Source organism: Spirosoma lacussanchae (assembly GCF_005870035.1).
Classification (GTDB): domain Bacteria; phylum Bacteroidota; class Bacteroidia; order Cytophagales; family Spirosomataceae; genus Spirosoma; species Spirosoma lacussanchae.
In genome coordinates this window covers 2123112-2135255 of the sequence record NZ_SWJG01000001.1, presented here as the reverse complement: position 1 = coordinate 2135255, position 12144 = coordinate 2123112, and the positions used below count along the sequence as shown (strand labels likewise).

General features: G+C 51.8%; 11 protein-coding genes and 1 tRNA gene. 6 read left to right on the top strand and 6 right to left on the bottom strand.

Annotated features, from left to right (window positions below):
• The first annotated feature begins 79 nt into the window (after nucleotides 1-79).
• A complete protein-coding gene (locus FBR45_RS08875) occupies nucleotides 80-1762 on the top strand; it encodes a TonB-dependent receptor (RefSeq protein ID WP_138501227.1) in 1683 nt (560 codons plus the stop codon).
• Nucleotides 1763-1778: 16 nt separating this feature from the next.
• Nucleotides 1779-2900: an HU domain-containing protein gene (locus tag FBR45_RS08870; RefSeq protein ID WP_138501224.1), complete on the top strand. Its 1122-nt coding sequence runs from the start codon at nucleotides 1779-1781 to the stop codon at nucleotides 2898-2900.
• Between the two features lie 146 nt (nucleotides 2901-3046).
• Here the strand turns inward: FBR45_RS08870 and FBR45_RS08865 are convergent, their stop codons facing one another.
• From FBR45_RS08865 to FBR45_RS08845, 5 genes are all read right to left on the bottom strand, one after another.
• Complete coding sequence (locus tag FBR45_RS08865) at nucleotides 3047-3910, bottom strand: sigma-70 family RNA polymerase sigma factor (protein WP_009282104.1); 864 nt, start codon at nucleotides 3908-3910, stop codon at nucleotides 3047-3049.
• Nucleotides 3911-3984: 74 nt separating this feature from the next.
• The gene (locus tag FBR45_RS08860; RefSeq protein WP_138501222.1) at nucleotides 3985-6111 is read right to left on the bottom strand and encodes a polyribonucleotide nucleotidyltransferase; all 2127 of its coding nucleotides are present in this window, start codon (nucleotides 6109-6111) and stop codon (nucleotides 3985-3987) included.
• Between the two features lie 153 nt (nucleotides 6112-6264).
• Nucleotides 6265-6540, bottom strand: coding sequence for a 30S ribosomal protein S15 (gene rpsO / locus FBR45_RS08855; RefSeq protein WP_077919832.1), 276 nt, complete (start codon nucleotides 6538-6540; stop codon nucleotides 6265-6267).
• 121 nt (nucleotides 6541-6661) lie between these two features.
• Entirely contained in the window at nucleotides 6662-8167 is a 1506-nt protein-coding gene (locus tag FBR45_RS08850; RefSeq protein WP_138501220.1) for an LptF/LptG family permease, read from the bottom strand.
• Nucleotides 8168-8255: 88 nt separating this feature from the next.
• Nucleotides 8256-8648: an START-like domain-containing protein gene (locus FBR45_RS08845; protein WP_077919834.1), complete on the bottom strand. Its 393-nt coding sequence runs from the start codon at nucleotides 8646-8648 to the stop codon at nucleotides 8256-8258.
• Between the two features lie 113 nt (nucleotides 8649-8761).
• Here FBR45_RS08845 and FBR45_RS08840 point away from each other — a divergent pair.
• The 3 genes from FBR45_RS08840 (at nucleotide 8762) to FBR45_RS08830 (ending at nucleotide 9735) form a co-directional block, all read left to right on the top strand.
• Nucleotides 8762-8835: transfer RNA gene (locus tag FBR45_RS08840), tRNA-Met, on the top strand.
• A 405-nt stretch (nucleotides 8836-9240) separates the two neighbouring features.
• Entirely contained in the window at nucleotides 9241-9453 is a 213-nt protein-coding gene (locus FBR45_RS08835) for a copper chaperone (protein WP_138501218.1), read from the top strand.
• Between the two features lie 24 nt (nucleotides 9454-9477).
• Nucleotides 9478-9735, top strand: coding sequence for a DUF6582 domain-containing protein (locus FBR45_RS08830; RefSeq protein WP_138501216.1), 258 nt, complete (start codon nucleotides 9478-9480; stop codon nucleotides 9733-9735).
• Between the two features lie 32 nt (nucleotides 9736-9767).
• On the opposite strand, the gene FBR45_RS08825 is transcribed toward FBR45_RS08830, so the two are convergent.
• Entirely contained in the window at nucleotides 9768-11246 is a 1479-nt protein-coding gene (locus FBR45_RS08825; RefSeq protein ID WP_138501214.1) for a capsule assembly Wzi family protein, read from the bottom strand.
• Nucleotides 11247-11432: 186 nt separating this feature from the next.
• On the opposite strand from FBR45_RS08825, the gene FBR45_RS08820 reads away from it, so the two are divergent.
• Nucleotides 11433-12089: a hypothetical protein gene (locus FBR45_RS08820; RefSeq protein ID WP_138501212.1), complete on the top strand. Its 657-nt coding sequence runs from the start codon at nucleotides 11433-11435 to the stop codon at nucleotides 12087-12089.
• The last annotated feature ends 55 nt before the right edge of the window (nucleotides 12090-12144 follow it).

Here is a 12144-nt window from a genome sequence, read left to right as displayed (position 1 = left end):
GGCTAAACGAGGCATCGACCCAGGCCCTGCCCACGGTATCATTCATCGTTTAGCCTTGTCAGTTTATCGTGCATCCCTTATGACTGTACGTCCCTTACATACCCTCCCCCTGCTCTTCGTCTCTGCGGCCGTGTTAGCACAGCAGCCCCGGCCAACCCGACCCTTAAAAGAAGGCGAGATCGATAATCAGGAAATCACCGTAGAAAAAAGTCGGAAGATCGAGCTTCCCCCGGCTAACCGGCTCTTCAACAAAATCCCTTCGGTAAAGCCTTCTACCGAACAGCGTAAGCTGACGTATGAGTTTGAAGATCGAAAACTGACCGTTGGCGATCCCCGGATCACACCCGGCGTGTTAGCCCCGACCACTACCGCTCCTGACGAAAATCCCGCTTATGATAACTATGTAAAGCTGGGGGCCGGTAACTACAGCTCATTTTTTGGTGAAGGCTTCGTAGGGCTAAACAACCTGTCGAACCTGTCGCTCGAAGCCTCGGCCCGGCATTTGTCGTCCGGCATCGGCCCCGTGGACGGAAAAAATTCAGCCCAAGCCGATACCCGTCTGAACGTAACAGGCAAATACCTGACCGATGCATTTAAATTTCAGGCCGATCTGGGTTTCGACCGCAACGCCTACGGTTTTTATGGCTATAGCCGGGAGTACGCGGCCCGACCCGACTTCAACCCGGACCGGATCCGGCAGCGACTAAATACCCTCAACTTCCGGCTTGGTATCGAGAACGCCAATGCTGAGAATGCAATTGACTACTCGCTGAAAACCGGTATTACCTCCCTGCGCGACCGGTTTAACGCGGCTGAAACGGACTGGGGCACCAACTTCAACGCGTCGCTTGGCATTACAGACAACGTTTTTGCGCTGGTGGCTGCTGATGCTTATGTGACCCAGCGTTCTGACGGCCCTATCGTCGATAACCGGAACCTGTTCCGGGTAAAGCCAACCTTTAAATACAGCTCGTCATTTCTGACCGTCACGGCGGGGATCAACGCCGTTAACGAAACCGATAAACGACAGTCGATCAATAGTACGCGGGCGTTTCCGGTCCTTGATATCGATATCGTGCCAACGGGAAACATCCATTTCTTTGCCGGGGTTGACGGGGACATCAACCGAAATACCCTGCGCTCGTTCCTGACCGAGAACCGATGGCTCGCTCCGGAAGTACTGCTGGCCAACACCGTTAAGTCGCTGGACATTTATGGCGGCTCGAAAGGAAATCTGGGGGGAGGCTTCTCGTATGAAGGTAAAGTATCCTATGCCAGCTACCGTAATTTTTCAACCTTCAACAACAGCATTCCTGACACCACCAAGTTTTTTATTCTCTACGACGGTGGCGTTTCCAGAGTGCTGACCATTTCTGCCCAACTGGCCTATGCTCAGAAAGACAAATTTCGCTCGTCGCTTCGGGGCGATTTCTTCCGCTACGGTCTCGAGCGGCTCGACGAGGCCTGGGGTCGCCCGCGCGTTGCCGCTACCTGGACCAACTCCTATGTGCTGAACAAAAAGTTATTTATAACGGCCGATCTGTATTTCTACGAAGGCATCAAGAATAAAAACTTCACCTCAAACCTTACCTACACGCTCAAACCGATCTACGACGCCAACGTCAAGATCGATTATTTCCTGGGCAAGCAGGTTTCGGCTTTTGTCGCGTTAAATAATATCTTTGGCCAGCAGTACCAGCGATATTTGTATTATCAGGTACAAGGCCTTAACTTTCTCGGAGGAATCAGTTATTCGTTCTAATCCTGCCCCTGACACTATGGCATCCGTTAATGAGTACCTCAAAAAGCTGCTGTATCAGTACGACTGTGTAGTTGTTCCTGAACTGGGAGCCTTTCTGACCCATTACCAGCCAGCCTCATTTACGGAAGAGAGCGGTCTGTTTTTGCCTCCCCGCAAGCGGGTTGCTTTTAACGAAGCATTACGCCTGGACGATGGTATTCTGGCCAACTACATCATGCTCCACGAGCCAGTTACTCGTGAACTGGCCCAACGGCATATCAGTCAGTTTGTTAGTGAGTTGCGCAGTCAGGTCGAGTTAACTAACCGGTTTGAACTGGACGGCATTGGGTCATTCAGTCATAACGACGAGGGGCGGTTACAGTTCGAACCAAGCCTGCGCCATAACTTCTTCGGCGAAGCTTACGGAATGAGTGCCATCTCAGCAACGGCCATCAATCGTCAGCTTCAGCCCCAGCCAGCCATCGAAGCGGTTCCCGTTACGGCTGCCGGGCCTGTTCTTGTTCGCGACGAAGAGACTACCCTGACGCCCTTGCGCCCGGCCCGCCCATACTGGCGTATCGCAGCAGCCGCATTACTGGTCGGCTCGTTGGGGCTCGTTAGTTATTTCTCGGTTATCAAGCCAGGTCAGCCTCAGCAAAGTAGCGTTGACCCAGCTAATCTGTTACGTATCCCTGACAACTGGTTTTCCAAATCAGTCCCCAACGCTGAGTCTCCTAAAGTGCTTGTTACAGAGAAAGCCGCTCCGAAACCCTCGGCAACAACGGTAAAATCTGAAGAGAACCTTTCTGCCGCTGCAGCCCCTGTGGCGAAGCCGGTCGCCAAGGTGGTGCCCGCTATACAGCCAACTACCACTCCTTCGGTTAACAGTCAGCCTGTTGATGTAGCTGCCAAGCCGGTTCGTACAGGTCCGCATTTCACCGTCATTGCCGGTAGCTTTGCCAGCAAACGGAATGCGCTACGGCTTCGCCGTCAGTTACGAAAAGCCGGGTATGCAGACGCTTTCATCATTATGCCTGCCGCTAAAGGCCAGCTTTATAAAGTGGCAGCCTCGGGTTCTGCCGATCGGGCCGAAGCAGTAGCCAGCGCAACTGCCATTACGGAACTAGCTGGTACTACCGCCTGGATCTTGAAAAACTAACAGTATATATCCCTCCAACAAAAAGAGAGAAATTCGCTGGAATTTCTCTCTTTTTGTTGGGGGAAACTCTAATCGATCTTCAGTAAAAACAGCAATGCCTTCGTCCTGGACGAAGGCATTGCTGTTTTTGTTACATTAACTCGTAACTAGCCAAGGTACGTTTTCAGCGCCTTTGAACGCGATGTATGACGTAACCGGCGAATCGCTTTCTCTTTAATCTGACGAACCCGCTCCCGGGTCAGGTTGAACTTCTCGCCTATTTCTTCGAGCGTCATGGCATGCTCACCATTGAGTCCGAAGTAGAGTGTAATTACATCCGCTTCGCGCTGGGTCAATGTCGAAAGAGCCCGTTGCACTTCTTTTCGGAGCGAATCGTTGATCAGACCTGAATCAGGCTTGTCTTCGCCATCGTTCTCAAGTACGTCGAGCAGGCTGTTCTCTTCTCCCTGTACAAACGGCGCATCCATCGATACATGACGACCCGATATCTTGAGCGTATCAACTACTTCGGCAGCCGATATCTCAAGTACGGCCGCCAGCTCTTCGGGCGACGGTTCGCGCTCGAACTTCTGTTCAAGATCGGAGAAGGTCTTTGAGATTTTGTTCAGCGAACCAACCCGGTTCAGCGGCAACCGGACAATCCGGGACTGTTCGGCCAGCGCCTGTAGAATAGACTGACGGATCCACCAAACTGCGTAAGAGATAAACTTGAACCCTCGTGTTTCGTCGAAACGCTGGGCAGCTTTGATAAGTCCTAAATTACCTTCGTTAATCAGATCGCCCAGCGAAAGTCCCTGGTTCTGATATTGCTTAGCCACCGACACCACAAAGCGTAGGTTGGCTTTCGTCAGTCGTTCGAGCGAAAGTTGGTCTCCCTCGCGAATCTTCTGGGCCAGCGTTACCTCCTCGTCGGGTGTAAGCAGGTCTACCTTACCAATTTCCTGCAAGTACTTGTCTAACGACTGGCTCTCGCGGTTGGTAATCTGTTTTGAAATTTTTAGCTGTCTCATGATACGTTGCCCGGGTGGGGTGACTGTATAACGCAAACGTACGACGCTGCATTACACAAAAAAGTAACAAAGGCTTACGCGTTTTTGTTCTCCGGCTTGGGCAGCAGAACTTTACGCGACAGACGATATTTTCCGGTCTTTTTATCTACGTCAATCAGTTTTACCGTCACTTCTTCACCGACCTGCAGTACACCGTCCATCGTTTCCAGACGCTCCCACTTGATCTCAGAAATGTGCAATAATCCATCCTTGCCAGGCATAAACTCAACGAAGGCGCCGAAGGGCTGGATGGTTTTTACTTTACCGACATACGTTTCGCCTACTTCCGGTACGGCTACAATGCCTTTAACCCGTGAAACAGCCCGGTCCATACTTTCTTTGTTGGTAGCAAAGATGCTCACCCAACCAGCGTTGTCGTGCTCGTCGATGTTCACCACAGCACCCGAATCTTTCTGGATATCCTGAACGACCTTACCGCCTGGTCCGATAACAGCACCAATCTGATTCGTTTCAATCTTAATCACTACGGCCCGTGGCGCGTGTGGTTTCAGATCGGCCCGGACTTCGGTAATGCCTTTCTTCATTTCGCCCAGGATATGCAGACGGCCAGCACGGGCTTGCTCCAGAGCCTGAGCCAGCACTTCGTACGAAAGACCATCCACCTTAAGGTCCATCTGGCAGGCAACGATGCCTTTCTCGGTACCTGTCACTTTAAAGTCCATATCCCCAAGGTGATCTTCATCACCCAGAATGTCGGACAACACGGCGTATTTCTCACCGTCCGAGATCAGCCCCATGGCAATACCAGCGACGGGTGCTTTGATCTTGATGCCAGCATCCATCAGCGCCATGGTACCCGCGCAAACGGTTGCCATGGATGACGACCCGTTCGATTCCAGAATATCTGATACAATTCGGATCGTATACGGGTTATCCGCTTCGGGTGGCAGCACTTTTTTCAGCGAGCGGTGGGCCAGATTACCATGACCGATTTCCCGGCGCCCGGCGCCCCGGTTGGGTTTTACCTCACCGGTCGAGAAGCCCGGAAAGTTATAGTGAAGCAGGAATTTGCTGTAGCCCTGGTACATCGCCTGATCAACGATCTGCTCGTCTACTTTGGTACCGAGCGTTACCGTAGTCAGCGATTGAGTTTCTCCGCGGGTAAACAGCGCCGAACCGTGTGGCCCGGGCAGGTAACCAGCTTCCGCAGAGATAGCCCGGATTTCGTCGAGACGGCGACCATCCAGACGGGTGCGCTCGTCGAGCACTAGCCGACGTGAAGCTTCCCAGACCAGATCGCTGAAATAGGTTTTCACCAGCGAAACGTTTACCTCGCTGCCTTCGGGGAAGGTTGCCAGATACTCGTCACGAACGTCGCGAAACCCTTCGCTCCGTCCCTTTTTATTGGGATTCTGACGGCGGGCTACTTCGTATATTTTGTCGTAGCAATACGCCCGAACGGCCGCGCGGAGTTCTTCGTCGTGGGTTTCGTGGCTGTACTGCCGTTTTTCGGTCTTGCCAACTTTGGTCTGCAGCTCGAGCTGTGCCTGGCATTGAACTTTGATGGCTTCGTGGGCCGCTTTCAGCGCTTCGACCACTTCGGCTTCTGAGCATTCGCTCATTTCGCCTTCTACCATGCAGATGTCTTTTGCCGTTGCGGCCACGATCAGATCGATGGTTGCCCGCGACAGATCGGCCGTTTTAGGATTAATCCGGTACTCGCCATCGATTTTGGCAACGCGTACTTCGGAGATCGGACCGTTAAAGGGGATGTCGGATACCGCCAGCGCCGACGAAGCGGCCAGAGCCGCCAGGGCATCGGGTTGAACCTCTGGATCGGCCGAGATCAGGGTAATCATCACCTGGGTATCGGCGTGGTAATCTTCAGGGAAGATAGGACGCAACGCCCGGTCAACCAACCGGCTGATCAGGATTTCATGATCGCCCAGGCGGCCTTCCCGGCGCTGGAAGCTTCCCGGAATCCGACCAGCCGACGCAAACTTCTCTTGATAGTCAACGGATAAAGGCAGAAAGTCAACGCCTTCTTTAGCATCTTTACTGGATACGACCGTGGCTAACAGCATGGTGTCGCCTAGTCGTACAACCACCGCGCCGTCGGCCTGTCGGGCCAGTTTACCGGTTTCGATGGTGATTTCCCGCCCGTCGGGCAGCGCAACGGATTGCGTGGTGATTTGAAACATACAACAGATTTTGAATACGCCCTCTTACAGCTTTACAGACAACAAACTTCTCACCGCAGCAATCATCGCATCAGTAAGTAAACAACAAAAATGAGGGAATCTACTCGACCGGACTTGGTTGTTGAGCAGATTCCCTTCATCAGTGGCCTTGAATTATTTCCGGAGACCCAGAGCGGCCAGAATAGCCCGGTAACGGGTGATGTCTTTTTTCATCAGGTAGTTCAGCAGACGCCGGCGTTTACCTACTAATTTCAAAAGACCCAGTTGGGTGCCGTAATCGTGCTTGTGAACTTTCAGGTGCTCGGTCAAATGACTGATCCGGTACGTAAACAGCGCGATCTGGGATTCGGCCGACCCGGTGTCCGTTGCACTTTTGGCAAAGCCCGAGGTGGAGAAAATCTCCTGTTTCTTTTCGGTCGTTAAATACATCTTCAGACAGCTAATTATAATTGAAAAAATGAATTTGGGTGCAAAGATAGGAAAAGAACGGGAAGCCCTCTGTAAATTATGACCAGAAATGTTGTGAATTGTCACAAAAACAGACCCCGCTTTACGACATGCTTTCGGTAACGGCCTGCTGGCGTCGGTCGGCCCATTTCCGTTTTAGTCGCTCCCAGGCTATGGTGTATACATCTTTATCGAATAGACGCGAATCATGGCGAGCGCGTTGCATTAGAAATAACCCAATCGGAAACAAAACCAGGTTAGCCAGCCACGCGCCAATCGGTACCCATATTAATCCGTCTTTCGCGTATTTATCGCCCGCAATGGTCAATACGTACAGGAAGATAAAAAAGACGATAGCGATCAGTACCGGCAATCCAAAGCCCCCTTTTTTGATGATGGCCCCCATAGATGCCCCAATCAGGAACATAACGAAGATAGAGATTGCCTGGGTAAACTTATGGTGGCTTTCGAGCTGGTATTTCCAGACGCTCTTCTCTTTTTCGGCCAGGTATGACACGTTCGATGTCGCATAGTTCAGAACGTTCTGGGCCTGGCTGAGCGCTGTCTGGGCAAAATCGGGCCGGGTAGCATCCTGCTTTCTGAGCAGCGAGTCGACCCATTTACCGTCTTTCGCCTTTTGAAATTTGGCGGCTTCGTCGGCTTTGAATTGATAGCTATAATACTGACGGGATGTACTGGCCACGCTCAAGCTCGTGTTCTTATAGTCTTTCCGGAGCGAGTCAGTCAGACTGGCCAGTTCGCTCAGGTTTTTCATGTACTCATGATATTCGAACTGGTTTTCGTCCGTACGCTTGATGCCAAACGATTCCAGGCTGATCACGAGCCGGTAGTTTTTAAACCCATTTCTGACAAACTGAGCCCCTTTGCTGGTTCCGTCGCTGGCGTAGCTTACCGTATTGTTGTCGGTATACTCCTGATAGTCGTTACCATTGAAAAGTTCGAAAACGAGATAGGTCCGGTCTTTGTCGGTATACATACGACCGGAATCGGCCAGAATGATCTCCCGATTGCCGGTCTCCATACCGTTTGTAGCCTGTTTGTAAATCACGAGGCCTTTGAGCAGATCACCCGTTGTACTCTCTTTACCGGCTTTGATTTTCTTATCAACTTTAATACTGTAGCCGGGCAGGTCGTTGTAAAAAATACCCTCCTTCAGGTTCAGCGTTGCTTTGGCCGTTTTTATATCATAGAGTAGACTATACCCCTTCAGGTTAGCCCAGGGCGAAACCACATTGTTGAACCAGAACGAAAACACACTGATGAAGATGGCCACGATCAGCAGGGGCCGCATGGCCCGGGTGAGCGAAATGCCCGCACTTTTGAGCGCGGTCAGCTCGAAAAACTCGCCCAGGTTGCCGAAGGTCATCAGGGAAGATAGCAACACGGCCAGCGGCAGGGCGGTCGGAACGGTCAGTAGGGCAAAGTAGAACAGTAACCGGCCAAACGTGGCCATGTCAAGGTCTTTGGAAACGAATTCGTCGATGTAGAACATCAGCAGTCGCATCAGGAATATAAAGATGACGACGCCGAGAGTCAGGAAGAATGGCCCCCAGAAAGAGCCGAGTACCAATTTATCTATCTTTTTCATTCGAATGAATAATGCATAAGAGAAGGTGTGAGAAGTCGGTATATATCCAACGAGCAACTACACCATATTCATTATCCATTAAGCATTTTTAACTACCGACAATCTCTTTGAGCTTATCCATTAAACCATCCCAGAGATCTTTCAGTTCGTCTTCGTCGGTCGTGCTGGAGTAGTCTGTAACACGCAGAAACGTAGATTGAGTCAGCTCAGACTGGTCGACACGAAAATCGACGTAGTTATTATCGGATCCATTTTCGGCCGTGTCGAGAAATTCAAATCGCACCCCCTTGTTCTGGCGCATGGATACCTGCCGGGCAATGTGGCTTTCGTTATCCCACTGAAAATCGAAGCGCTGTTCGGGCAGGGTGTTTACTTTACTGGCAAACCACTGCGACAGCCCGGAAGCCGTGCTGATATAGGGGAACAGCATTTTGGGAGACGCCCGGAGTTCGTATTCCGCAACAAATTTTAATTTCTCCATAGTTGGTAATGATCAAGGGGGGACCCCGGCAAAGGTAAACGAAATTTTTTGCGAAAGTCAACGCGCACTTTTGGGGAACGCTGATTTTTTCCCTACTTTTGTGGCATCAAGACGGCGGGGTAGCTCAGATGGTTAGAGCGTAGGATTCATAACCCTAAGGTCGGCAGTTCGATCCTGCTCCCCGCTACCTGTATTTTGCTCCAGACCCGCCCAGCAGCGGGTTTTGGCGTTTTCAGTAGGGTACCTCCGCCTTTCTGCGCCCCGAGCAGCGCTCACCGTTTCTTCCCGGGACCTGTCTGTACTCCTCTTCTGACTCATTCAATCCGTTTCCGATACATACGGCTGGGCCGCAAACCAACTGGTAACGGGCGCGTTTATACGGGAATGCCTCATTCAATGTCCAGCTCCGCTTGCCGACATTCACTCTGCTAGTATAGTATCTAAAGCCTATATATCAAAAAAACATAAACCGCATCGGTACGCTCACTGACCAGCAGATCTTTCCAGTTAGTGATTCCCCGTTCTATCGCATTATCAAACCAACCCAATATAGACCCGTTTATCTGGAATATAACCACACGAATTGATTGCGATGAAAACACTCACCTTCAAAACCAACATCAGCGATCACGAGGGGGTAGCCGCCGTTACGCCGTTCCTGAACGCCATTGAACCGCTCGATGGGTTTGCTCTCGACGTGGAGCATCCGGATCACTTGCTAACCGTTCAGACGGTCGACAACCGCGTGAGCCAAACCGTTGTTGACGCTGTTGAGCAAGCTGGTTATCAGGCTGAATCTGTATAACTTTTACCCAAAACAAACAACGACATGAAAAAGAACCCTGACATTGAGCGTCGTGATGATGTTCGTCCGTCAGAAGGCGAGCACAAATACGGGGATGTACCGTTTGCCGATCCGGTCAACAAGAAATACCCCATCGACACTCCCGATCACGTTCGGGCTGCCTGGTCTTACATCAACCACAAAGACAATGCGGCCAGGTACGATGCCGACGACGTGCAGATTATCAAGGACCGTATTAAACAGGCCGCCCGCCAACAGGGGGTTCAGATTCAGTCTGACTGATTCCATTCAGCAGTTGCCGGCAGGCTGCGGCTTTACTTCCGCCAAACCGTTTTTCGGAGGCCTATCGAACCGCCTATCGAATTAGAATATAACTCCCCTACGTCGGCAGCCACAGCCGCGGTCAGCGTCATTCCTCCCATCCAGGATACCGGGGTTTGGAGCTGCAGCAGCGACGACCACTGAGAAGGCGTACCAGGAAGCGGCTCACCAGGTACACCGTGATTCTGGCTATACGACACCTTGGCCAGACAGCTTATACGTTGCGCCAGGGTAGCGCTCAGACCAACGTGTGCCATCTGCAGGCGGTTGTTGTTAATGGTCCACTTCGTATTGGACTGATTGGCTGGACTGAGATCCTGTTTGCGGGTAATGAACGGCGTGCCAATTACCCGGTCGTTATACGTCCACCCCTCGGCATACTGTCCATTATTAAAATAGTTATCCGCTCCCTTCGTATGGGTGTTTGCCTGGTAAAAACTGGGACCACTCTGATGTAGCGTAGATAAAAATTCAAGCAGCAACGCATCAATATGAAAGCTAGCCGCCCCACGCTTCAGCGGGCGAATACGCAACCCGCTCAGACCGTCTGGAGCGTTTTGGAAAAACATACCCGATGCGTCGTCGAAACTGTGCTGGTGATAGAGCATCAGCTGAACCGAGGCCAGCCTAAGTTCCATGCCCAGGTCGATGCTACCGACATGGTTACCATACAGGTTAACATAGTCGAAGGAAGTAATCCGAGGGTTGTTTAAGCCGCCCATTCGAATGGCGAAAAGTACGTTCGGAAAGTCGCGCAACTGACCGGGCAACTGACCGTTCACCGCGTAATGGTAGTCGAGATAATCAGAATGGCCACCCCATTGGACGCTGTGATTTATGCCCCCATATACCCGTACGGCCGATGTCGGTTTACCAACTCGCAAGATGATGGATTTCTGATGCAGAAATGAATGTTGCATGTAATCGGTATTGGCAAATAAACCGTGGGCTATGAACGCATTGATAGCCAGCCATTGCCGCCGACCCAACGGGGCAAACCCCCGGGTTCCGAACTGGATTTTTGGCAGCGGCAACGCATTTCCTGACCATGCGTACGAGCCGGAAGACAGTGTTGTATCTACCAATCCGATCACCTCACGCCGACGACCTGCGGTTAGCTGAATCTGGCGGTGGGTCAGACTCACGAAGTACTCAGGTGCCAATAGTTGATTGTCCCGACCGGCATTCCCAACCAGTTCGGCCCCATAACTCACCGTCCAGGGCTTTCGGGCCCTCTGTTTCGTCGTATCTGTCAGCAGCATCCGTCCGCGAATACCGGCCCGCCCGGTGCCCGCCGGTGCCGACAGCGGTACGGTGCCAAACTGGTTGGCCCGAAGCCAAAAAGGCGTTCGCACGCTCGACGCTGCCATACCGCTGACTTCCACGTACCCCTCATGCGAGGCTGGAAGCTGGGCGTATGCAGACAAGCCTGTCAGAAATACGATAATATTTACGTAGTACAAGTGTTTCATATCTACAAAATAATAACTTATCCCGTAGACTATACCAAGATATTTATTAAAAGTAGATACCGCCGATTCAGGGTCCGATTCTGTCAGTTCATCCTTATTTATCTACTGATTATCACTGCCCTGGTTGAGGGGCCATCGAGTCACGTGTAGCTTTGCTCTACCATCTGCTGGTTGAACTTATTTCTCATGAAAAAAATAGTTTTCGGTTTCCTTCTGCTAGGGAGCCATATAAGCAGTGCCCAGTATGATCCGCTGGGTGCGATAACGAGTTGGGCCGATGGATACGTCGTCAGCCATCAGGGCGATACCCTGGCCGGTCAGGTTCGCGTAGGGTCAGTCGTCAATGACTCTCCAACGGGCATAGTCATTCGGCTTGCCGGCGACAAAAGAGTAAAAATGAGCGGGGACGAACTCCGTACGCTGGTTCAGCAGATTCCTGATTTCGCCTATGTGACGGGGGGTATACCGCGAGACCGGAAAACGATTGTGTTTGAGCGGGTACCGAATCCCCGGCGCGGTGGCAGGCCTATGTTACTGGAAAGACTAACGCCAGCGGGCGGTCCACTGGCGCTTTACTTCGACGTATCGGGCTGGAAGCGAACCATCGAGTATTCGTTTGGTAACTTTACCATCAGCCACCGCCGGGATCTTAGCTGTGTTGTCGTGAAAATCGGCCAGCCCCCTCTGATTGCCCGGCCCGACAATTTGGAAGCGGTTCATGACGCTATTTTTGGGTACTGTCCTGAGTTCATCCAAAATTACCCGTTAGCAACACGCCGGGACTGGGATCGGTTTGGTGAGATGGTTGTCGCGTACAATCAGCTATGTGCACTCCCTTATTGACGGCCCCGACTCCTGTTAACAGCAGCAGGCCACTACCCCAAGGTAGTGGCCTGCT

Coding starts and splice junctions, on each gene's coding strand:
- FBR45_RS08875 (WP_138501227.1), top strand. CDS start 80: ATGACTGTACGTCCCTTACATACCCTCCCCCTGCTCTTCGTCTCTGCG.
- FBR45_RS08870 (WP_138501224.1), top strand. CDS start 1,779: ATGGCATCCGTTAATGAGTACCTCAAAAAGCTGCTGTATCAGTACGAC.
- FBR45_RS08865 (WP_009282104.1), bottom strand. CDS start 3,910: ATGAGACAGCTAAAAATTTCAAAACAGATTACCAACCGCGAGAGCCAG.
- FBR45_RS08860 (WP_138501222.1), bottom strand. CDS start 6,111: ATGTTTCAAATCACCACGCAATCCGTTGCGCTGCCCGACGGGCGGGAA.
- rpsO (WP_077919832.1), bottom strand. CDS start 6,540: ATGTATTTAACGACCGAAAAGAAACAGGAGATTTTCTCCACCTCGGGC.
- FBR45_RS08850 (WP_138501220.1), bottom strand. CDS start 8,167: ATGAAAAAGATAGATAAATTGGTACTCGGCTCTTTCTGGGGGCCATTC.
- FBR45_RS08845 (WP_077919834.1), bottom strand. CDS start 8,648: ATGGAGAAATTAAAATTTGTTGCGGAATACGAACTCCGGGCGTCTCCC.
- FBR45_RS08835 (WP_138501218.1), top strand. CDS start 9,241: ATGAAAACACTCACCTTCAAAACCAACATCAGCGATCACGAGGGGGTA.
- FBR45_RS08830 (WP_138501216.1), top strand. CDS start 9,478: ATGAAAAAGAACCCTGACATTGAGCGTCGTGATGATGTTCGTCCGTCA.
- FBR45_RS08825 (WP_138501214.1), bottom strand. CDS start 11,246: ATGAAACACTTGTACTACGTAAATATTATCGTATTTCTGACAGGCTTG.
- FBR45_RS08820 (WP_138501212.1), top strand. CDS start 11,433: ATGAAAAAAATAGTTTTCGGTTTCCTTCTGCTAGGGAGCCATATAAGC.